General features: G+C 63.5%; 18 protein-coding genes. 9 read left to right on the top strand and 9 right to left on the bottom strand.

Annotation, left to right across the window (positions count from 1 at the left end; translation table 11 throughout):
- Window positions 1-92: 92 nt before the first annotated feature.
- The 3 genes from FHR27_RS23940 (at window position 93) to gcvH (ending at window position 3,527) form a co-directional block, all read left to right on the top strand.
- Window positions 93-1,709 carry an ABC transporter permease gene (locus tag FHR27_RS23940; RefSeq protein ID WP_179539744.1) on the top strand — a complete coding sequence of 539 codons (1,617 nt, stop codon included), beginning with the start codon at window positions 93-95 and terminating at the stop codon, window positions 1,707-1,709.
- A 206-nt stretch (window positions 1,710-1,915) separates the two neighbouring features.
- Window positions 1,916-3,010, top strand: a complete 1,095-nt coding sequence (gcvT, locus tag FHR27_RS23945) for a glycine cleavage system aminomethyltransferase GcvT (protein WP_042552320.1) — start codon at window positions 1,916-1,918, stop codon at window positions 3,008-3,010.
- Window positions 3,011-3,143: 133 nt separating this feature from the next.
- Entirely contained in the window at window positions 3,144-3,527 is a 384-nt protein-coding gene (gene gcvH, locus FHR27_RS23950) for a glycine cleavage system protein GcvH (protein WP_042552321.1), read from the top strand.
- Between the two features lie 47 nt (window positions 3,528-3,574).
- Here gcvH and FHR27_RS23955 read toward each other — a convergent pair whose 3' ends face one another.
- From FHR27_RS23955 to FHR27_RS23975, 5 genes are all read right to left on the bottom strand, one after another.
- Complete coding sequence (locus tag FHR27_RS23955) at window positions 3,575-3,877, bottom strand: DUF2388 domain-containing protein (protein ID WP_082045714.1); 303 nt, start codon at window positions 3,875-3,877, stop codon at window positions 3,575-3,577.
- Window positions 3,878-3,981: 104 nt separating this feature from the next.
- Window positions 3,982-5,589 (bottom strand): methyl-accepting chemotaxis protein, encoded by a 1,608-nt coding sequence (locus FHR27_RS23960; RefSeq protein ID WP_179539745.1) that lies wholly within the window; start codon window positions 5,587-5,589, stop codon window positions 3,982-3,984.
- 48 nt (window positions 5,590-5,637) lie between these two features.
- On the bottom strand, window positions 5,638-7,422 hold the full coding sequence (locus tag FHR27_RS23965) for a GspE/PulE family protein (RefSeq protein ID WP_179539746.1): 1,785 nt from the start codon (window positions 7,420-7,422) through the stop codon (window positions 5,638-5,640).
- A 113-nt stretch (window positions 7,423-7,535) separates the two neighbouring features.
- Window positions 7,536-8,273 (bottom strand): DUF502 domain-containing protein, encoded by a 738-nt coding sequence (locus FHR27_RS23970; protein WP_257026973.1) that lies wholly within the window; start codon window positions 8,271-8,273, stop codon window positions 7,536-7,538.
- Window positions 8,274-8,329: 56 nt separating this feature from the next.
- Entirely contained in the window at window positions 8,330-9,700 is a 1,371-nt protein-coding gene (locus FHR27_RS23975) for a CYTH domain-containing protein (protein WP_179539747.1), read from the bottom strand.
- Window positions 9,701-9,999: 299 nt separating this feature from the next.
- On the opposite strand from FHR27_RS23975, the gene FHR27_RS23980 reads away from it, so the two are divergent.
- The 4 genes from FHR27_RS23980 (at window position 10,000) to argA (ending at window position 14,839) form a co-directional block, all read left to right on the top strand.
- On the top strand, window positions 10,000-10,680 hold the full coding sequence (locus FHR27_RS23980; protein WP_042552326.1) for a TIGR00153 family protein: 681 nt from the start codon (window positions 10,000-10,002) through the stop codon (window positions 10,678-10,680).
- A gap of 38 nt (window positions 10,681-10,718) precedes the next feature.
- A complete protein-coding gene (locus tag FHR27_RS23985) occupies window positions 10,719-11,984 on the top strand; it encodes an inorganic phosphate transporter (protein ID WP_042552327.1) in 1,266 nt (421 codons plus the stop codon).
- 302 nt (window positions 11,985-12,286) lie between these two features.
- A complete protein-coding gene (gene argE / locus FHR27_RS23990) occupies window positions 12,287-13,423 on the top strand; it encodes an acetylornithine deacetylase (protein WP_042552328.1) in 1,137 nt (378 codons plus the stop codon).
- Between the two features lie 117 nt (window positions 13,424-13,540).
- Window positions 13,541-14,839, top strand: coding sequence for an amino-acid N-acetyltransferase (argA, locus tag FHR27_RS23995; RefSeq protein WP_042552329.1), 1,299 nt, complete (start codon window positions 13,541-13,543; stop codon window positions 14,837-14,839).
- A 94-nt stretch (window positions 14,840-14,933) separates the two neighbouring features.
- Here argA and rmf read toward each other — a convergent pair whose 3' ends face one another.
- The 4 genes from rmf to FHR27_RS24015 all read right to left on the bottom strand — a co-directional run bounded on the left by rmf (window position 14,934) and on the right by FHR27_RS24015 (window position 19,813).
- Window positions 14,934-15,170, bottom strand: a complete 237-nt coding sequence (gene rmf / locus FHR27_RS24000) for a ribosome modulation factor (RefSeq protein WP_042552330.1) — start codon at window positions 15,168-15,170, stop codon at window positions 14,934-14,936.
- Window positions 15,171-15,302: 132 nt separating this feature from the next.
- Window positions 15,303-16,883, bottom strand: coding sequence for a glutamate--cysteine ligase (gshA, locus tag FHR27_RS24005; RefSeq protein WP_179539748.1), 1,581 nt, complete (start codon window positions 16,881-16,883; stop codon window positions 15,303-15,305).
- A 208-nt stretch (window positions 16,884-17,091) separates the two neighbouring features.
- Window positions 17,092-17,469 (bottom strand): PaaI family thioesterase, encoded by a 378-nt coding sequence (locus FHR27_RS24010; RefSeq protein ID WP_042552341.1) that lies wholly within the window; start codon window positions 17,467-17,469, stop codon window positions 17,092-17,094.
- Between the two features lie 16 nt (window positions 17,470-17,485).
- Entirely contained in the window at window positions 17,486-19,813 is a 2,328-nt protein-coding gene (locus tag FHR27_RS24015) for a Tex family protein (RefSeq protein WP_179539749.1), read from the bottom strand.
- A gap of 264 nt (window positions 19,814-20,077) precedes the next feature.
- Here FHR27_RS24015 and ompR point away from each other — a divergent pair, with 264 nt between their 5' ends.
- Window positions 20,078-20,815 (top strand): osmolarity response regulator transcription factor OmpR, encoded by a 738-nt coding sequence (gene ompR, locus FHR27_RS24020; RefSeq protein ID WP_179539750.1) that lies wholly within the window; start codon window positions 20,078-20,080, stop codon window positions 20,813-20,815.
- Window positions 20,816-20,910: 95 nt separating this feature from the next.
- Window positions 20,911-22,224, top strand: coding sequence for an ATP-binding protein (locus tag FHR27_RS24025; protein ID WP_042554496.1), 1,314 nt, complete (start codon window positions 20,911-20,913; stop codon window positions 22,222-22,224).
- The last annotated feature ends 76 nt before the right edge of the window (window positions 22,225-22,300 follow it).

Raw genomic sequence — 22,300 nt, forward strand, 5'->3', positions numbered from 1 at the left:
CTGAGCGAGCCGTCGACCCGCTCCTCAGGCATCCGTAATTCGACGCCCCGGCCTGTACGGGGCGTCTTGCTTTGCGTTTTCCAGGAGTTTGCGTGGCTCATCCTGCCCAGCGTCGCTGGTACCCCATCGCCTTCGCCGTGGCCCTGTTGGTGCTCATGCCCCTGCTGGTTCTACTGGTCAGCTGGCACGAGGTGGATCGGCAGATCTGGTCGCACCTGTGGCAGACGCAGATGCCGCGGTTGATCGGCAACACCCTGATCCTGGTGCTTGGCGTAGGCGTTGGCGTGACCCTGCTGGGCGTGAGCCTGGCCTGGCTGACCAGTCTCTGCGAGTTTCCCGGGCGGCGCTGGCTCGATTGGGCGCTGATGCTGCCATTCGCCATCCCCGCTTACGTGCTGGCCTTCGTGTTCGTCGGTCTGCTGGATTTCTCCGGCCCGGTACAGACCTTGCTGCGCGAGTGGTTCGGCACGGGTATACGGTTTCCGCGGGTGCGTTCCACTGGCGGGGTGATCATCGTTCTGGTGCTGGTTTTCTACCCCTACGTCTACTTGCTTGCTCGCAACGCGTTCCTGGCCCAGGGCAGGGGGCTGATGGAAGCCGCCCGTACCCTCGGTCATTCGCCCTGGCAGGCCTTCTGGCGGGTCGCCCTGCCGATGGCGCGGCCCGCCATCGGCGCCGGGCTGGCGCTGGCACTGATGGAAACCCTGGCCGACTTCGGCGCCGTGTCGGTCTTCAATTTCGATACCTTCACCACGGCCATCTACAAGACCTGGTATGGCTTCTACAGCCTGGGTAGCGCCGCGCAGCTGGCTTGCCTGCTGTTGTTCGCGGTGATGCTGGTGCTCTATGGCGAGCGTCGGGCGCGTGGAGCCGTAAGGCCTTGCGCCGAGCGACCGCGAAGTGGCGCGCTGTACCACCTCAGCGGATGGCGAGCGTTTGCGGCCAGTGGTTGGTGCCTGCTGGTATTCGCCTGTGGTTTCTTAATCCCGGTGCTGCAACTGCTTGTTTGGTTCTGGCAGCGCGGGCGCTTCGATCTGGATGAGCGCTACCTGGCACTGATCCAGCACACCCTGTATCTGGGCGCTGCGGCAGCGTTGATCACCGTGTCCGTGGCGTTGCTGCTGGCGTTCGCCCGGCGTCTGGCCCCCACGCGGCTGATGGGCGCCACCGTCGGTCTGGCCAACCTCGGTTATGCGCTACCCGGTTCGATGCTGGCCGTGGCGATCATGCTGGCCTTCAGCACCCTGGATAACGGGGTGGTCATCCCCCTCTCGACCTGGCTGGGTGGCACCGGCAAGGCCCTGCTGCTCGGCAGCCTGGGGGCGTTATTGCTGGCCTACCTGATCCGCTTTCTGGCAGTGGCCTACGGACCATTGGAAAACAGCCTCGCGCGCATCCGTCCTTCGCTGCCCCAGGCATCGCGCAGCCTGGGCGTCGGCGGCGTGCCGCTGTTCCTGCGGGTCTATCTGCCGTTGCTGATGCCCGGCGCGCTGTCTGCCGGGTTGCTGGTGTTCGTCGATGTGCTCAAGGAAATGCCCGCCACATTGCTGATGCGGCCTTTCGGCTGGGACACGCTGGCCGTGCGCATCTTCGAAATGACCAGCGAGGGGGAGTTGGCTCGGGCTGCGTTACCGGCCCTGACCCTGGTGCTGGTGGGGCTGTTGCCGGTGATTCTGCTGATTCGCCGCTCGGCCCGGCGAATCGGATAAACGGTCGCCAGGCAGGCGCCGGGCTGCCTCATGGCGTGTCCTGCGGGCTTTGTTACAAGGCCTGCCAATGTCCAAGATGACCGGCTTCGACCATGCGGCTACAATGCGCGCCATTCGCTGCGGCCCGTCATGTGCCCATCTCCGTCTGTGCCGGAGTGGCCCGATCAGTGCGCGCCACGGCCTTGCAACGCCCGGAAGGAGATCCCATGGGACAGCGCACACCTCTTTACGACCTGCACCTCGCGCTCGGCGCGAAGATGGTCGACTTCGGCGGCTGGGACATGCCGCTGCACTATGGCTCGCAGGTCGAGGAGCACCATCAGGTGCGCCGCGATTGCGGGGTTTTCGATGTCTCGCACATGACCGTCGTCGATGTGCTGGGTAGCGATGCCCGGGGCTACCTGCAGCACCTGCTGGCCAACGACGTGGCACGTCTGCAGGCGCCGGGCAAGGCGCTTTACAGCGCCATGCTCAACGAAGAGGGCGGCGTGATCGATGATCTGATCGTCTATCTCCTCGATGCATCGGATGCGCCAAGCTACCGGCTGGTTGTCAACGCGGCCACCCGCGACAAGGATCTGGCCTGGATGCGCGCGCAGAGCACCGATTTCGCTGTCGAGCTGCACGAGCGCAGCGATCTGGCGATGTTCGCCATCCAGGGGCCCAAGGCACGCGCCAAGACCAGCGAACTGGTGAGCCAGGCCCGTGCCAGCCTGATCCACGAACTCAAGCCGTTCCAGGGTCTGCCCGATGGTCAGTGGTTCATCGCGCGTACCGGCTACACCGGTGAAGATGGTCTGGAAATCATGTTGCCGGCTGGCGAAGCGGTGACCTTTTTCAATGACCTGGTCGGCGCGGGTATTTCGCCGATCGGCCTGGGCGCGCGCGATACCTTGCGCCTGGAGGCCGGCATGAATCTCTACGGCCAGGACATGGATGAGCAGGTTTCCCCGCTGGCTGCCAACCTGGCGTGGACGCTGGCCTGGGAGCCGGCTGAACGTGCCTTCATTGGCCGCGAAGCGCTGCAGCGCCAGCATCAGGATGGCTCGCACTCACGCCTGGTTGGCGTGGTGCTCGAAGAGCGCGGTGTGCTGCGTGCTCATCAGGTTGTGCGGGTCGATGGCGTGGGCGAAGGTGAAATCACCAGCGGCAGCTTTTCGCCCACCCTGGGCAAGTCCATCGCCCTGGCCCGAGTGCCGGCCAAGACAGGGGATCGCGCCGAGGTGGAAATCCGCGGCAAGTGGTACCCGCTGCGCGTCGTGCAGCCGAATTTCGTCCGCCACGGCAAAGTGTTGATCTGATACGGTCGGCTGAATCTGGTCGAGCGATGGTTGGCCAGACGCGGCCGCTACATGCGGCTGGATGCAACCTGTGCGCACCTGCTAAATTTCCCTGACGGCGCGGTCGCCGTCCTGTCTGATGAGGAACGACAACATGAGCTCTATCCCCGCCGATCTGCGTTACGCCACCAGCCACGAGTGGGCGCGACTCGAGGCCGACGGCAGCATAACCGTGGGCATTTCCGATCATGCTCAGGAAGCTCTGGGTGATGTGGTGTTCATCGAGTTGCCGGAAGTCGGCAAGGTGCTGGACGCCGGTCAGGAAGCCGGTGTGGTTGAATCGGTGAAAGCGGCTTCCGACATCTATGCACCGGTCGGTGGTGAAGTGATCGCGATCAACGAAGCGCTCGCCGACAGCCCGGAAAGCGTCAACAACGATCCATATGGCAGCTGGTTCTTCAAGCTGCAGCCCAGCGATGCCGCACAACTGGAGAAGCTGCTCGACAGCGCCGGTTATGAAGCCAGCATCGACGGCTGAGCCATCGAAGGCGCATGAAAAAGCCGGCCCCTTGGCCGGCTTCTCCGTCACTGCTGGGCAGTGAGAATCGCCGTGGCCAGCTCCAGATCGCTGGCTTGCAGATCGGGGTGATCCGCACGAATCTTCTGCAGTGCCGCTTCCAGGTACGGGCCACGGATCTCGCCATTGCTGGCGATGTAGCTGCTGGCATCGTCCTGCGCAGGGATGATCATCTTGTTGTCCTTGAACGTCAGGTAGGTCGACGCAGTGGTCGCACCCGATGACAGGATATCGCGCAGGTTGGCAGAGAATGCCTGGGAAGATGCGGCCAGGAACAGGCCAGCGAACAGCAACGAACTTAGACGGCGCATAGCGGTAACTCCTGTTGGTTTTTCTATTCCTTGAGAGTGCGCGCCCGGGTCACTGGTTCCACTGTTCATCCTGAGAGCGCTGGTATCACAGCGCAGAGCCTCGCTTACAGCTCGAAACGTCGCACCGAGGCCTGCATCGCCTGAGCCGAGTTGTCCATCTGCACCAGCATGCTCGCCAGCTCCTGCATGGCCTGGTTGTTACGCTGGGCGACCTCGCTGATCATCTCCACCCGTTCGGCGACTTCATTGCTGGCTTTGGATTGTTCGGTGATGGTGTGGGAGATCTCGTCGACCATCTGAGCCGAGCGCTGTACGCCCTGGCGAATCTCGTTGATGGAGGTATTGGCCTGTTGCGCCATGCCGACGCCCTCGTTCACCCGGCTGACCCCCGAGTCCATGCTTTTTACCGCCTGTACCGTGGACTCGCGGATACGCTGGATCATGCCGGTGATTTCCTGGGTCGATTGCGCTGTGCGCGCTGCCAGGCTGCGTACCTCGTCGGCCACCACGGCGAAGCCACGCCCGGCTTCACCGGCGCGTGCCGCCTCGATGGCTGCGTTTAGCGCGAGCAGGTTGGTCTGCTCGGCGATGCTTCGGATCACCTGGATGATCGAGTTGATTTCCTCGGATGACTGGCCGAGTGCGGTGATGGTCCGGGACGACTGGTTGACTGCGTCAGCGATGTGATTCATGCCGTCGACCACACCGAGAATCACATGCCCACCGCTTTTCGTCAGGTGCTCCGAGTGTTCGGAAATGTCTCGGGCGCTGCGGGTGTGTTCGGCGATCTGGGCGATGTTGCCAATCATCTGTTCCATGGCGGCGGCCATGCTGGTCGCCGCGTCAGCCTGCTCGCTGGCGCCTCTGGCGACTTCACCGGAGGTTTCACTGAGGTTGTGGGAGGCCTTGCGAAGTTCTTCGCTCTCGGTACGAATGGTCTCGATCATTCGGCGCAGGCTGGCCTGCATCTCCGCCAGGGCCTGCTGCAATTGCCCGGCCTCGTCCTGGCTGTCGACGCTGATGGTCGTGCTCAGGTTGCCCTGAGCCATGGTGCGCGCTGCATGGATGATTTTCGCCAGCGGTTGCAGGACCGATTGCAGCAGGCGTCGGGTTATCCACAGGATCAGCAGGCACGCCAGGCCCAGGCTGCTCCACTGCCACCAGGAGGCCTGGCGCACCATGGCTTCGGTGTCCGTGCGGGTCTGTGCGACGCTGGCCTCGATCTGCGCGCTGATCGCCTCGTTGCGCTCTTCCAGTTCACCGAAGCTGCGCGAGAATTCGGGCATCAGCGTGCGTGCTGCCGCCGGGTCGACGAGGGCCTGCCCGACGATGCGGGTCGCGGACTGGATATAGTTCTCGAGAACCGGGCCAAGCTCATCGATGGCCTGGCGAATGTCGGCTGCCAACGGCAGCTTGGCGTTTTCTGCCATTGCCTGGCGAAAGCGATCGCTGTGCTCCTGCAGATCGTCGCGCACCTGCGTGGCTGCAGCGCTGTCGCCGGGAGCGGTCAGGAACGCGCCGAGCACATCGGCACGCAGGGCGTCGTGCATCATGTCGCCGTCCATGTGATTGCGCAGTGCATTGGCATTCACTTCGTTGGCGACCAGAGCATCGCTCAGCAGCGACTGCCCCCAGAGGCCGATGCCCCCCACCAGAAGCGTGGCAATGATGCTGACGGCCCCACAGGCAAGCATCTTCTGGCGGATGTTCATGGCGCCGCTCCTGGCTGAATCGGGCCCGTTGAGCCCGTTCAGCGGAGATTAACGCTGCTCGCTTTGCGGTGTCACGCGCAACACTTCCTCGATGGTGGTCTGGCCGGCGGCGATCTTCTGCGCACCGGACAGGCGCAGGCTGCGCATACCGTCCTTAAAGGCCTGGCGGCGCAGTGGGGTGAGGTCGGTATCGGCACTGATCAATGGCTTGAGGCTGTCGTTCAGGACCATGATCTCGTACACCCCGGCGCGCCCGCGATAACCGGTTTCCCGACACTCCACGCAGCCCACGGCGCGGTGCGCGCCGGTTGGCAGGGGGGCGTTCCAGGGCCGGGTCAGTTCCTGCCAGTCTGCCTCGTCGAGTTCCAGCGGCGCCTTGCAATGCGGGCACAGCGTGCGCACCAGGCGCTGGGCCATGACGCCGAGCAGGGTGGCCTTGAGCAGGTAGTGCGGCACGCCCAGTTCGAGCAGGCGGGTGATGGCGCTTGGCGCATCGTTGGTATGCAGGGTCGACAGGACCAGGTGGCCGGTGAGTGCCGCCTGGATGGCCATCTCGGCGGTTTCCAGGTCGCGGATCTCGCCGACCATGATGATGTCCGGGTCCTGACGCATCAGCGCGCGTACACCGCTGGCGAAGGTCAGGTCGATGTTGTGCTGCACCTGCATCTGGTTGAAGGCGCCCTCGATCATCTCGATGGGGTCTTCGATGGTGCACACGTTCACCTCGTCGGTCGCCAACTGCTTGAGCGTGGTGTACAGCGTGGTGGTCTTGCCCGAACCAGTGGGGCCGGTAACCAGAATGATGCCGTTGGGCTGACGGGTCATGCTTTCCCAGCGCTTGAGGTCGTCCGGGCTGAAACCCAGTTGGTCGAAGCCGCGCAGCAGCACGTCCGGGTCGAAGATCCGCATCACCATCTTCTCGCCGAAGGCGGTCGGCAGGGTCGACAAGCGCAGCTCGACCTCGTTGCCGGCTGGTGTCTTGGTTTTCACCCGGCCGTCCTGGGGTTTGCGCTTTTCGGCGACGTTCATCCGCCCCAGCGTCTTCAGGCGGCTGACGATGGCCATGGTCACCTGGGCCGGGAATTGGTAGACGGTGTGCAGCACACCGTCGATGCGAAAGCGCACGCTACCCTGTTCCCGTCGCGGCTCGATATGGATGTCACTGGCGCGCTGCTGGAAAGCGTACTGGAACAGCCAGTCGACGATGTTCACCACGTGGGCGTCGTTGGCGTCCGGTTCCTGATCCTGGGCTCCGAGGTTGAGCAGTTGCTCGAAGTTGCCGACGTTGCTGATCTTGGCGTCGCTGTTGGTCGCGCCGCTGACCGAGCGGGCCAGGCGGTAGAACTCCACGGTGAAGCGCTGGATGTCCGCCGGGTTGGCCACTACGCGTTTGATTGGCCGCTTCAACACATGAACGAGGTTAGCTTCCCAGCTGTGCATGAAAGGCTGAGCGCTGGCGATGGTCACCGATTCGGCGCTCACCGCCACGGCGAGAATCTTGTGGCGTTGCGCGAAGGCGTAGGACATCAGCGGGGTGACTGCTGCGGCATCGATCTTCAACGGATCGATACGCAGGTACGGTTGGCCGGCCAGTTGAGCCAACCACTGCGTCAGGCTTTCCAGGTCGAGCTTGCGACCTGCGCGTGTCAGATCATCCAGCTGCTGGGCCGCAAGAAATTCCAGAGGATGCAGATCGTTATTGGCACCGCTGCGGCGGATCGCCAGGCATTGCTCGGCACTCTCCTGGGCGATTCGCCCCTGGGCCACCAGTTCACGCAGCAGCTCGTTGAGGTCCAGCAGGCGGTCGGGGGCTTGAGGCGAGAGGCTGGACATGCGGGCTCCTGAGGATCCGGTAAAGGGTGTGCTCCGTACTGGCAGTCAGCATGCCTGATTGCAGTGACGTTGACTAAGCGCCGGTTCAAAGCTTGAGCAGGCTCTGTGTGCGGTCACTCTTTTACAGGTGGCTGCTCGTCGCGCAGGGGCAACTGCTCCTGCTGATGCGGCTGATCTTGAGTGTCGGCCTTGGCACTTTCGTCTTCCAGGCTCTGCACTGCCAGAGCGGGTGGCGGGGTCAGTCCCATGGACACGTAGATGCTGGTCAGTGCGTCGACGCCCATGTTGGCCGGCTTCACCCATTCCGCCGGTACATAGAGCAAGCCGCCGCCGATGGGGATCGGTGCGGTGGGCACGAGAATCGCGAAGTGCGGACGGCCTTCCAGATCGACCGGTTGCGAGCTGGGCTGCAGAGCCAGCACGGCCACGCCATCGCCGCCGAAGAAACACCATACCGGGCGCATGCTGGTGATGTCGGTGTTCTTCTTGTCCAGCAGGCCGACGAAGCGGTCAGCCAGATTGTAGAAGTTGCCGATCAGGGGTGTGCGGCGCAGGGTTACGTCGATCAACCAGCCAAGCGGCCTGCGCAAGCCCAGCTTCACGGCCAGGCCAAGTGGATAGAGGCTGATCAGCAGGACCAGAGTGCCGAGCAGGTAGGCCAGGTAGGGGTTGCTCGCGAAGGGCGTGCCCAGGGCCGCGAAAAGCCTACCGATGGCCGTGGAGGGGCCGATCAGGTTGTTCAGCAGGCTGACGATCCAGGCCAGCACCACCATGGTCAGCGCCAGTGGCAGCAAGGCCAGCAGGCCGGTGAGCCAGGTCGCGATGATGGATTTCAGGCTGAGTTTGAACATCGATGGGGCGTCCTGTCTTCGAGCGAGGCAGGTAGGCGAGCTACCTGCCGGGTTTGTCAGCCGTTTTTCAGCAGCGTTTTCCAGGGCTTCAGACTCATGATGATCTGCGCCTGGGTCATGCGTGGCTCCAGTTCTTCTGGACTCAGTGGACGCTTGGCCAGTTCAGCCAGTTTGTTCAGCTCACCGAACAGGCGATCGCTCTCGGCAACGTCGAGCACGTCACGCGCCAGGTGCAGCCAGAGCAGCAGGCGTTCTAGGCGCGGCAATTGTTCGGCGAGATCTTCGGGCTGCTGCTGGTAGCGCTTGAGCTGCAGATCGCGGCCTTCTTCAGCGATGAAGGTGGGCAGCCAGCTTTGCAGGGCCGCAGCACCCTGGCGGTCGCCCCGTTTGTTGCGCGAGGCCGTCCAACTGCGGGCCAGCAGCCAGCGCGAGGCATTCAGCGAGAACAGGCCCCAGCGGGTCTGTGCCAGTTCGGCGGTGAATTGCGCGGGTGCGTCCTGGCGAGCGGTGTCATCCTGCTGGCCGGCCAGCACCCGTGGGCGCCAATCTTCGAGCAGGGCGTCGAGTACCTTGCGCAGCTCACTGCTGCTGGCCCGTGGTGCGGCCTGGCCGAGGCTGCCGAGCAGGGCACGCAGATCCACCAGGCAGTTCAGCCAGTCGACCAGCAGGCGCCAGTGGCCATTGTGACGGTACTGTTCGGCGAGGCGCTGGCTGCTGCCGAGCAGGAACCAGCCGATGGCGGCGACGGCGTCGTCCAGGCTCTGCTCGGCCTGCAATTGCGGTGTGGGCAACTGCAGGCTGTAGCTGGCTTCGTCGAACAGACGGTACCCGCGCTCGGCCTTGCTGATGTCGCACGGCATCAGGGCCAGGTCGGCGGCCAGTTCAGCGGCCAGCTCCAGCAGCGCTTCGGGCTCGCCCTGGCGCAATTCGAGTTCCAGTTCGCAGATTTCTTCCTGCTGCTTGCCCACGATCACCTTGCCCAGATCGAGAGCGGCCTCGATGACCACTCTGGCCTTGCCGCGGCCCCAGGCGATCTCGGCGCGCTGACGAACGAAGTCGGTGGTGAAGATCGGCTTCAGCTGTTTCTTGTCCAGCTCTGCCAGGCTGGCGGGCCAGCAGCTGTCATCGAGTTTCTTCAGATCCAGTTTGGCCTTGGTCAGGTACCAGTCCCACTCGTTGCGCTCGGACAGCCCGGCGACGCTCTGACCGCGACTCTTCAGGGTCTGAATCACCTGATCGCCATCCTTGCGCAGGCGCAGGGCGACCTTGGCGCCGGCGAGGTCGCGCGCTTCGGTGTCGAAGTACTGGTTGAGCAGCTCGCTCGTCTCCCAGCCACCCTTGCTGCGTTTCTTCAGCAACGGGTGGGTTTGCAGGGCAGCCAGGGTTTCGCGACTGGCGCGCAGTTTGATTTCGGTTTCTTTATTCATTGCGAGGGCTCGGTGAAGCGGCGACGGCGGCGGGGATTGCACGGTGCGGGACGCTGCCCGGCACCTTAGGCCGTACAGGGTAGTGGAAAAGCGCGACGGATGCAGGTCGGCGAACGGTCATCGTGGAGCGGGAGGCAGTGGCTGGACTGTGCATTACCATAGCTTTACCGATATTTCCCCGGCGTTCGCGGAAAATCCGTCACGAAATACGTCATTGTGACGGAACGATGACACGCGCTGGCTTGCCCAGGATGTCATCCGTATACTTGCCGCCTCTTTGACAGACAGGGGTCACCCCCATGCCAAGCAATCCGTTCATCAGCAGCCTTTTTGGCCGCTCGCCGATCGGGCCGATGCAACAGCATATCGCCAAGGCTCACGAGTGCGCCGCCAATCTGGTGCCATTCTTCGAGGCGGTCATGGCCGAAGACTGGACACGCGTCGAGCAGGTGCAGCAAGAGATGGTTCGCCTGGAACACGATGCGGACAAGCTCAAGAAGAATGTGCGCATGCACCTGCCCAAGAGCCTGTTCCTGCCCGTGCCACGTTCCGATCTGCTGGAATTGCTCAGCACCCAGGACAAGGTGGCCAACCGGGCCAAGGACATCGCCGGGCTGATGCTGGGCCGCTCCATGACCATTCCCGTCGACCTGCAACCGCTGATGTTGGCGTACGTGCGTCGTTGCGTGGATGCCAGCGCCCAGGCGCTGAAGGCAATGAAGGAGCTGGATTCGCTGCTCGAGGCCGGTTTCGCCGGTCGTGAGGCCACCCTGGTCGAGCGCATGGTCGAGGAGCTCGAAGAAATCGAGCGCGAGACCGACCGCCAGCAGATCGAGGTGCGCCGCACCTTGTTCAAACTGGAAAAGGATCTTCCCGCAGTCGATGTGATGTTCCTCTATCGGATCATCGACTGGGTCGGAGACATTGCCGATCGCGCCGAGCGCGTGGGCAACCGGCTGGAACAACTGCTGGCGCGCTAAGCCGCCAGCATCCTTTCTGGGTTTACAGGTAAATCTCTATGTCTCTTGTCGCGGACTACGGTTTCGTACTCCTCGTGATGGCCTGCTGCTTTGGTTTGTTCATGGCGTGGGGTGTCGGTGCAAATGATGTGTCCAATGCCATGGGCACGTCGGTGGGTGCGAAGGCACTGACCATCAAGCAGGCGATTCTCATCGCCATGGTTTTCGAATTCTGCGGTGCCTACCTTGCCGGTGGCGAGGTGACCGAAACCATCAAGAACGGCATCGTCGATGCGTCGGTGATTCCCGCCGACATGTTCGTGCTGGGCATGATGGCGTCTCTGCTGTCTGCCGGTACCTGGCTGCTGATCGCCTCGCTGCGTGGCTGGCCGGTATCGACCACGCACTCCATCGTTGGCGCGATCATCGGCTTCGCTTCGGTCAGCGTGTCGGTCGATGCGGTGAACTGGGGCGGCCTGGTACCGATCGTCTCCAGCTGGGTGGTCACTCCGTTCATCTCCGGCTTGCTCGCCTTTGGCCTGTTCATGAGCGTGCAGTGGTTGATCTTCGACACCGAAGACCCGTTCCGCAATGCCAAACGCTGGGTGCCGGTGTACATGTTCCTGACCGGTTTCATGCTGGCACTGATGACCTTCACCAAGGGCCTCAAGCACGTTGGCCTGAACTTCACTACCGGCCAGAGCATTCTGCTGTCCGCCGGTGTCGGCCTGCTGGTCGCCGGTCTCGGCATTCTCCTGTTGCGCCGTATCAAGCTGGACCCGGAAGCCGACAAGGATTTCCACTTCGCCAGCGTCGAGAAAGTCTTCGCGGTGCTGATGATCTTCACCGCCTGCTCCATGGCCTTCGCCCATGGTGCCAGTGACGTCTCCAACGCCGTGGGCCCGCTGGCTGCGGTCGTTGGCGTGATCGAAGCCGGTGGCGACATGGCGATTGGCGGTCAGTCTTCGGTGCCCGGCTGGGTGCTGCTGATGGGCGCCGTGGGTATCGTCATCGGCCTGGCCACCTACGGCTGGAAAGTGATTGCCACCATTGGCAAGAAGATCACCGAGCTGACCCCAAGCCGAGGTTTCGCCGCCGAGCTGGCCACCGCGGCCACGGTGGTCGCTGCATCTGGCATCGGTCTGCCGATCTCCACCACGCACACGCTGGTGGGCGCGGTACTGGGTATCGGCCTGGCACGCGGTATTGGCGCCCTGAACCTGGCCGTGGTCGGCAAGATCTTCACGTCCTGGGTGGTCACCCTGCCAATCGGCGCGGCGCTGGCGATCATCTATCTGGAAATCTTCATGCTGATTTTCTTGTGATCCTCTGACGGTCTGCTGCGCGTCGGCACTGCGGGTTAAAAACAGGCTCGGATAGCCGCTTGCGGCTAACGCGCTTAAGCGCGGCCCGAAGGTCGAGCGACGCGAGTAATGCTCATGTACAAAAGTACAGTCGCCCGCGACCCCGGCCGCTTCCTCGCCTGTTTTTGCGGGGCCGCCTAGGCCTTGCATTGCTCTAGCTCGCTAGACCTCGAAGAACTCTGGCTGAGCGGCAATTCTCCATTGGCGGTTCTCGCGGGCCTCGCTTCTCTTTATGATGAGGCGACCGACCCGAGAGAGCCGCCATGTCATTTACCCTCAAGGATCGTTTCGCGGCGCTGATTGCCGCGCCATCGGTCAGTTGCACGCAGCCTGCGCTGGATCAATCCAACCTTCAGGTCATCGATCTGTTGGCCAACTGGCTGAGCGACCTGGGTTTCACCTGCGAGAAACAGCAGGTCGAGCCGGGCAAGTTCAACCTGATCGCGACCCTTGGCAGTGGCCCTGGCGGCCTGGTACTGGCCGGGCACAGCGACACCGTTCCCTTCGACGAAGCCTTGTGGCAAAGCGACCCGCTCAAACTCACCGATACCGGTGATCGCTGGGTAGGCCTGGGCGTGTGCGACATGAAGGGCTTCTTCGCGCTGATCATCGAGGCCGTTCAGGGGCTGCTCGACCAGCCGTTCAAACAACCGCTGATCATCCTAGCCACCTGTGATGAAGAGAGCTCGATGTCGGGCGCTCGGGCCCTGGCCGAAGCCGGGCGGCCGCTTGGCCGCGCGGCGGTGATTGGCGAGCCGACCGGGCTCAAGCCGATCCGCCTGCACAAGGGCGTGATGATGGAGCGCATCGATATCCTCGGGCAGAGCGGGCATTCCTCCAATCCGGCGCTGGGGCATAGCGCGCTGGATGCCATGCACGACGTCATGGGTGAGCTGATGCAGTTGCGCCGCCAGTGGCAGCAGGAGTACCGCAACCCGCAATTCAGCGTGCCGCAGCCGACCCTCAACTTCGGTTGCATCCATGGTGGCGACAATCCCAACCGGATCTGCGGGCAGTGCTCCCTGGAGTTCGACCTGCGCCCGTTGCCGGGCATGCAGCCGGAAGCCTTGCGCGCGGCAATCCGTCAGAAGCTGCAGCCTCTGGCCGAGCGTCATGAAGTGAGCATCGACTTCGCCCCGCTGTTTCCCAGCGTGCCGCCGTTCGAGCAGGTCGCCGATGCCGAGCTGGTACGCCTTGCCGAGCGCCTGACCGGGCACACCGCAGCTGCAGTGGCCTTCGGTACCGAGGCGCCGTATTTCCAGCAGCTTGGCTGTGAGACGCTGGTGCTCGGCCCGGGCGACATCGACTGTGCCCACCAGCCTGGCGAGTACCTGGATGTAGACCGCCTGCAACCCACGGTCAAGCTGCTGCAACAGCTGATCCGTCACTATTGTCTGTAAAACAGGGAGCCTGCCGCTGATGCCTTTGCGACGACGATAACGCACTGAGCCTGCCTGCGAAGCGAGTGCTTCGCGCCCACCGATGCTTCTTTCGTTTTCACAAAGGTTTCGCTGCACATGCACGACTACGTCAACTGGCTTCGCCACGCTTCGCCCTACATCAATGCCCACCGGGACTGCACCTTCGTGGTCATGCTGCCCGGCGAAGGGGTGGCCCACCCCAATTTCGGCAATATCGTCCACGACCTGGTGCTGTTGCACAGCCTGGGCGTGCGATTGGTGCTGGTGCATGGCTCGCGCCCGCAGATCGAGGCACGCCTGAGCAATCGCGGGCTGACACCGGTCTATCACCGCGACCTGCGCGTGACCGACAGCCCGACGCTGGAGTGTGTGATCGACGCAGTCGGCCAGTTGCGCATCGCCATCGAGGCGCGCCTGTCCATGGACATCGCCGCCTCGCCGATGCAGGGCTCGCGCCTGCGGGTGAGCAGCGGTAACTACGTCACCGCACGGCCCATCGGCGTTCTGGATGGCGTCGACTATCACCATACCGGCGAGGTGCGGCGGATCGACCGCAAGGGCATCAATCGCCAACTCGACGAGCGCAATATCGTGCTGTTGTCGCCGCTGGGGTATTCACCCACCGGCGAAATATTCAACCTGGCCTGCGAGGACGTGGCCATGCGCGCGGCCATCGATCTGGCGGCCGACAAGCTGATCCTGTTCAGCAGCCAGCAGGGGCTGCTCGACGACGACGGCAAGCTGATCCGCGAACTACGCCCGCAACAGGTTCCTGCCCATGTCTCGCGCCTGGGCAGCGACTATCAGGGCGAGCTGCTGGATGCCGCCGCCCAGGCCTGCCGCAGCGGCGTCAAGCGCAGCCATATCGTCAGCTACACCGGCGACGGCTCGCTGCTGACCGAACTGTTCACCCGCGATGGGGGCGGCACCCTGGTCGACCCCGAGCAGTTCGAATCGCTGCGTGAGGCGAACATCGGCGACGTCGGCGGGTTGATCGAGCTGATCAGTCCGCTGGAAGAACAGGGCATTCTGGTGCGCCGCTCCCGGGAAGTGCTCGAGCGCGAGATCGGCCAGTTCAGCATCGTCGAGCGCGACGGCATGATCATCGCCTGCGCCGCGCTCTATCCGATTGCGGACTCGACTTGTGGCGAGCTGGCGTGCCTGGCGGTCAATCCCGAGTACCGCCACGGCGGGCGCGGTGACGAACTGCTCGAACGCATCGAGGAACGCGCCCGGGCCATGGGCATCAACACCCTGTTCGTACTCACCACCCGCACGGCGCACTGGTTCCGTGAGCGCGGTTTCGAGCCCAGCAGCGTCGAGCGCATGCCAGCGGCGCGGGCTTCGCTGTACAACTTCCAGCGTAATTCGAAGATATTCGAGAAAGCGCTTTAGGTCGGGCTGTCCCGCGCTTGCTGCTGGGGCGGCATCCGGCGGTTGGCGCTCACCCGCATCGCCTGCAGCGGCCAGTGGCTGCTGCAGGGGGTAATCAGGCGCGCTTTTTGGTGGTGGAGGGATTGGGGGCGGCGCGGTTGATCTTCTCGGCGCTGAGTCGGCGCTGGCCTTCTCCGTCGACCCAGCCTGCTTCCCAGGCTGCAGCGGGGACGCTGTCAGCGAACGGCTGCGCGTCTGAAGAGTGGCCTGCCAGACCAGCCATGTAGCCCTGTTGGTAAGCCTTGGTAAGGCTTTCCAGGCTCCAGTGCTGGTCTTTTTCGCGGTGGTTCATGAGATGGGTTCGCATTGAGTGCCTGCAAACAATGCTAGCCAAATACGGCGGGTGTAACCGGGCCGCTGGTCTCGGATTTATGACCACTGGCTTTTTTTGTGACGGGGTTGGCGTGAGCGATCGAGCTATCGCTCAGACCGCCAACGCCAGGATGCTGGCCTGATAGGCAGCGGCGAAGCTGTCGAAGTCACCGTCCTCATGCACTTCCAGTTCGGCCTGCTCCTGCAGGGAACGCTGCGCAGCCTGCTCGAATTCGGCCTGTTGCTCGGCACTCAGCGGTTGCCCGCGGAAATGCTCGGCATGGCGCTTGCTCTGGCGCAGGGAGAAGGCCGAAAAGCTCTCACCCTTCTGCAGTTCTGCCAGCACCTGAGCCGATGGCGTCAGGCTGGCGTCGTCGATTTTCGCACGCTGTGCCTGCAGGGCACTGGCGTGGGCTTCGCCACCCTGGCTACCGTCGAGCAATCGGGTGATCGCTTCGATACCGTCCAGCAGCTCATGAGCCCAGCTCTGCAGCACCACCGGCCCACCCTGGCGATGCAGGTGCAGGCCGGGACGGCGACCTTCCTTGACCACCTTGAGGAAGTTGTCGGAACAGCTGCCGCACTCGCCATTGCTCAACTGCGGGCTGTCCTGCAGGGCGCAGAACAGCAGGAAAGCATCGAGGAAGCGCGATTCGGTGAGGTCGATGCCCAGCGGCAGGAACGGGTTGATGTCCAGGCAGCGGGCTTCCACGTACTGCACGCCACGGGCCACAAGCGCCTGAATCGGCCGCTCGCCGCTGTAGGTCACGCGTTTCGGGCGGATGTTGGAGTAGTACTCGTTTTCGATCTGCAGAATGTTGGTGTTGAGTTGCAGCCAGTCACCGTCCTTCTTGGTGCCGATGTCGACGTAGGGCGGGTAGGGCGTACCGACTGCCTGGCGCAGGCTGTCGGTGTAGCTGGCCAGGTCGTTGTAGCAGGGCGTCAGCCCGGCCTGGGCCTCGCTCTGATAACCCAGGTCGCTCATGCGCAGGCTGGTGGCATAGGGCAGATACAGGGTGTCGGCATCGAGTTCCTGCAACTGATGGGCACGGCCGCGCATGAAGTTCTTGTCCAGCGCCGGTGATGCGCCGAACAGGTACATCAGCAACCAGCTGTAGCGGCGGAAGTTGCGGATCAGCGCGATGTAGCGCGACGACTGATAGTCGCGGGCGCTGCGCGTGTCGCCTTCGGCCTGCTGCAGCACGGCCCACAGCTGCTCCGGCAGGGAGAAGTTGTAGTGAATGCCGGCGATGCACTGCATGGTCTTGCCGTAACGAAGGGCCAGCCCCTTGCGGTAGACGTACTTGAGCTGGCCGATATGCGAGTGACCATAGCGGGCGATCGGAATGGTCTCTTCGTCCGGCAGCGGGCCAGGCATCGACGGGCTCCACAGGAACTCGCCGTCGAGCTTGCTGTAGACGAAGCGGTGGATGCGGTCGAGCTCGTCCAGGGTGTCGCGCGGATCGACGGCGGTCGAGGTGATGAACTCGAGCAGTGACTCGGAATAATCCGTGGTGATCTGCGCGTTGGTGAGCGCCGAGCCGAGAGCGACCGGGTGCCCGCTCAGTGCCAGTTCGCCTTCGCTGTCGACGCGCAGGCACTCGCGCTCGATGCCGTGCAGGCACTGGGAAAGCAGGGAAAGGTTGGCGTGCTCACCGAGCAGTGCCAGACGGCGGGAGAACAGGTCGCTCAAGATTGCATTCCTTCACGCAGCGGTCGCCCCAATATGGGGGTGGATTCTGCACTCTACAAGGGGGCGAATGGCTGACGTTGGTCGTCTGGCGATAAGAGCGTGCATTCTAACGCTGCAAGGCGCTCTGGCGAAGGGCTGCCCGTGATGGAAGCCTGTCGGGCGACGCGACGGCCTGGCAGGCTGTTGGCAGGCAGGGCCAGCGTGTTCCCTACAGGCAGGCGAAGGTGGCCTGCGCCTTGGCGACCAGCTTGTCGTGCTGGTGCACTTCGGCTTCGATCACCTGGGTGCGACGTCCGGCATGTACCACCCAGGCCCGGCAGCTCAGTTCACCCTCGGTAACCCCGCGGATGTAGTTGACCTTGCACTCCAGGGTGACGCTGCTCGGCTCGCCGTCACTGAGGCTGTGGCTGGCCTGGCCCATGGCACTATCGATCAGCGAGAACAGCGCGCCGCCGTGCAGCTTGCCGTGCAGGTTGCGCAGGCCATCGTGCATGTTCAGGCGGATCACCGCTTCGCCGGCTTCGGCCTTGACGATCTGCAGGCCAAGCAGGCGCCCGAAGGCGCTGCTCTTGCCGACTTCTTCCATGGGCTGGTTCACAGGCTCACTTCCTCAGTTGCTTGGCGTTGGCGAACAGCGAAGCCATGGCGGCATTGGCCGGTGCAGGTTTTTCCTGGCCCGAATGGCGCTCGCTGCGTGGTGCCTGACCCCCCTTGCCGCCACCCTGGCGACCGCCGCCACGTGGCCCTTCGACTTTCTCGCCTGGCGTGTCGCCCATGCGCATCGACAGGGCGATGCGGTTGCGCGGGATGTCTACTTCCATGACCTTGACCTTGACCACGTCACCGGCCTTGACCGCCTCGTGCGGGTCCTTGATGAACTTCTCGGACAGCGCCGAGATATGCACCAGACCGTCCTGGTGAACACCGATATCGACGAAGGCGCCGAAGTTGGTGACGTTGGTCACCACGCCTTCGAGGATCATGCCCAGTTCGAGATCCTTGAGGGTTTCCACGCCTTCCTGGAACTCGGCGGTCTTGAACTCGGGGCGCGGGTCGCGGCCGGGTTTTTCCAGTTCGCTGAGGATGTCGCCCACGGTCACCAGGCCGAAGGTCTCGTCGGTGAACTTCTTCGGGTCCAGGCGCTTGAGAAAGCCGGCATCGCCGATCAGCGAGCGGATATCGCGGCCCGTGTCGACGGCGATGCGTTGCACCAGCGGGTAGGTTTCCGGGTGAACCGCCGAGGCATCGAGCGGGTTTTCACCGTTCATGACGCGCAGGAAGCCGGCAGCCTGTTCGAACGTCTTGTCGCCGAGGCGTGGGACCTTCTTCAGGGCGTCACGGGTCTTGAATGCGCCGTGGGCATCGCGGTGAGCGACGATGTTCTGCGCCAGGGTCGCATTGAGGCCGGAGATACGGGCCAGCAGTGCGCTGGAGGCGGTGTTGACGTCCACGCCGACGGCGTTCACGCAGTCTTCCACCACGGCGTCGAGGCTGCGAGCCAGCTTCAGCTGGGAGACATCGTGCTGGTACTGGCCCACGCCGATGGATTTCGGGTCGATCTTCACCAGTTCGGCCAGTGGGTCCTGCAGGCGACGGGCGATGGAGACGGCACCGCGCAGGGATACGTCGAGGTCCGGGAACTCTCTGGCAGCCAGCTCGGAGGCGGAATACACCGATGCACCGGCTTCGCTGACCATGATCTTGGTCATCTTCAGGCCTGGGTATTTCTTGATCAGTTCGATGGCCAGCTTGTCGGTCTCGCGGCTGGCGGTGCCGTTGCCGATGGCGATCAGGTCGACGCCATGCTTGGCGCACAGTCTGGCGAGCACGTTGAGGGTGCCGTCCCAGTCATTGCGCGGTGCGTGGGGGTAGACGGTGGCGGTATCCAGTACCTTGCCGGTGGCGTCGACCACGGCGACCTTGCAGCCTGTGCGCAGGCCCGGGTCGAGGCCCAGGGTCGCACGCGGGCCAGCCGGAGCGGCCAGCAGCAGGTCATGCAGGTTGCGGGCGAAGACGCTGATGGCTTCATCTTCGGCGCCCTCACGCAGTTCGCCCAGCAGGTCGGTTTCCAGGTGGGTGTAGAGCTTGACCTTCCAGGTCCAGCGCACCACTTCGCCCAGCCATTTGTCGGCGGCGCGGCCCTGGTTGGAGATGCCGAAACGCTCGGCGATCATGCCTTCGCACGGATGCAGGGTGCCCGGCAGTTCTTCGCCGACCTTGAGGCTGGCGCTGAGAATGCCCTCGTTGCGGCCACGGAAAATGGCCAGGGCGCGGTGCGACGGGGCGCCCTTGAACTTCTCGTCATGCTCGAAGTAGTCGCGGAACTTGGCGCCTTCCGCTTCCTTGCCGGCGATCACCCGGGCGCTCAGGGTGGCGTTGTCCTTGAGGTAGCCGCGCAGATTGCTGAGCAGGCTGGCGTCCTCGGCAAAGCGTTCCATGAGGATGTACTTGGCGCCCTCGAGCACCGCCTTGGTGTCGGCGAAGCCCTTCTCGGCATCGATGAAGCGCACGGCTTCGGTTTCCGGGGTCAGGTTCTGGTCATTGAACAATGCGTCCGCCAGCTCGCCAAGGCCGGCTTCCAGAGCGATCTGGCCTTTGGTGCGACGCTTCTGCTTGTACGGCAGGTAAAGATCTTCCAGGCGGGTCTTGGTGTCGGCGAGATTGATTTCGCGGGTCAGCTCCGGAGTCAGCTTGCCCTGTTCCTCGATGCTGGCGAGGATGCTGGCGCGGCGATCGTCGAGTTCGCGCAGGTAGCGCAGCCGCTCCTCCAGATTGCGCAGCTGGGTATCGTCGAGACTGCCGGTGACTTCCTTGCGGTAGCGTGCGATGAACGGCACGGTGGAGCCTTCGTCGAGCAGTGCGACAGCGGCGGCGACTTGTTGCGGGCGTACGCCCAGTTCTTCGGCGATACGGTTGTTGATGCTGAGCATAGAAGGAAAAATCCACCCTGGAACTACGAAAACCGGCCTCGCTCATGATCGGCCGGACGATAAAGCGGCGCATTATAGCCCCGCAAAGATGCGCTCAGGTCACCGACATGAGCAGCCGTGAGACCATCAAAGGAAACGAAGTGCGCCAAGGGCAGCGAAAAATCTGCTAACAATGGACAATACGTGGTCTATACGGCCTCTGAGCCATAATGCCGCGTTGAAGTCGGGCGCGTCGCGTCGCGGATTCTCGATCAAGGAGCCCCTATGAGCAGCACTGCAGCACAACCGGTCGAAGGTGAGAAAATCCTGATTGTCGACGACGATGCCCGTCTGCGGCGTCTGCTCGAACGTTTCTTCGACGAGCAAGGCTACCGCGTACGTGCGGTGGAGAACGTCGAGCAGATGGATCGCCTGCTTTCGCGCGAACTGTTCAACCTGGTGGTACTCGACCTGATGCTGCCAGGAGAAGACGGCATGAGTGCCTGTCGACGCCTGCGTGCCTCGAACAATCAGGTGCCGATCATCATGCTCACCGCCAAGGGCGACGAGGGCAGCCGTATTCAGGGCCTGGAACTGGGTGCTGACGATTACCTGGCCAAGCCGTTCAACCCGCGCGAGTTGCTGGCGCGGATCAAGGCCGTGCTGCGTCGTCAGGCACCGGTGGTGCCAGGTGCACCGGGCAGCGAGGACGAGAGCGTCACCTTTGGCGAGTATGAACTGTCGCTGGCGACACGGGAGCTGAAGAAGGGCGATGAAGTGCACATGCTCACCACTGGTGAGTTCGCCGTGCTCAAGGCGCTGGTGCAGCACGCCCGCGAGCCGTTGACCCGCGACAAGCTGATGAACCTGGCGCGCGGTCGCGAGTGGGATGCGCTGGAGCGGTCCATCGACGTGCAGATTTCCCGTCTGCGTCGGTTGATCGAGCCGGACCCTTCCAAACCACGTTATATCCAGACCGTCTGGGGCGTGGGCTACGTGTTCGTGCCGGACGGCAACAAGTAACGGTTCGGCGGCAAAACCTATCTAGGAGCCAGCGTGCTGGCGATCCTTGCATCCCGATCGCCAGTTAGCTGACACCTACGGATTGTGTGTTCTCCATGAAAGCCCCGCTGTGGTTCCCGCAAAGCTTCTTCTCGCGCACCCTCTGGTTGGTGCTGATCGTCGTGCTGTTCTCCAAGGCGCTGACCCTCGTCTATCTGATGATGAACGAGGACGTGCTGGTCGACCGTCAGTACAGTCACGGTGCTGCGTTGACGCTGCGCGCTTACTGGGCGGCTGATCCGGAGGACCGAAACAATATCGCCGAGGCGGCCGGCCTCAAGCGGGTGCCACGTACCGAGGTGCCTGCCAGCGAAGAGCACTGGCCCTACAGCGAAATATTCCAGCGGCAGATGCAGTCCGAACTCGGTCCCGATACCGAAACCCGGGTGCGTGCCAAGAGTCCGCCTGCCTTGTGGGTGCATGCCCCTACGTTGGGCGATGACTGGTTGCGGGTGCCGCTCTACCCGCATCCGCTGCGCGGCCAGCGTATCTGGAGCGTACTGGGCTGGTTCCTCGGTATCGGCCTGCTGTCCACCGCAGCGGCGTGGATTTTCGTGCGCCAGCTCAGCGCGCCGCTCAAGCGCCTGGTGTTCGCCGCCCGGCAGTTCGGTCAGGGGCGTAGCGTGCGGCTGCCGGTCAGCGACACGCCGAGCGAGATGGCCGAGGTTTACCGTGCCTTCAACCAGATGGCCGAGGATGTCGAGCAGGCCGGCCGTGAGCGCGAACTGATGCTGGCAGGGGTGTCTCACGACCTGCGCACGCCGCTGACGCGTCTGCGTCTGTCGCTGGAGTTTCTCGATCACGACTCCGAACTGACCGAAGACATGGTGCGCGATATCGAGGATATGGATGCCATTCTCGATCAGTTCCTGGCATTCATCCGCGATGGCCGTGACGAGCCGGTGGAGGAGTTGAATCTGCCCGAGCTGATCCGCGAAGTGGTGACGCCTTACAACCAGAAACAGGAGCAGGTCAGCCTGTTTCTCGAGGCGGTGCCCGCATTCCCGCTGCGCCGCGTGTCGATCAAGCGGCTGATCGTCAACCTGATCGAGAACGCCCTGCGCTACGGCGGCGGTGCCGTGGAGATCGTTCTCTCGGTGGCCGATGATCACAGTGCACCCTACGTGGTACTCAGCGTGATGGACCGCGGTACCGGCATCGACCCGAGCGAGCTTGGCAACATCGTCAACCCGTTCATCCGAGGCGACCGGGCGCGTGGGGGGCAGGGTGCAGGGCTCGGCCTGGCTATCGTCAAACGCATCGCCTCGTTGCATGGCGGCAGCGTCGAGCTTCGCAACCGTACCGGTGGCGGGCTGGAAGCGCGAATCTGTTTGCCGCTGGGGCTGCTGCTGCCGCGCGACGCGGCGTGATTTTCGGCTAGGCTTTATTTCGAGGCAGGCAGCTGCCCAGTTGGTTCCGGCTGATTTATGCTGTGCTGGCGTATCG

The organism is Pseudomonas flavescens, from assembly GCF_013408425.1.
GTDB classification, from domain to species: domain Bacteria; phylum Pseudomonadota; class Gammaproteobacteria; order Pseudomonadales; family Pseudomonadaceae; genus Aquipseudomonas; species Aquipseudomonas fulva_A.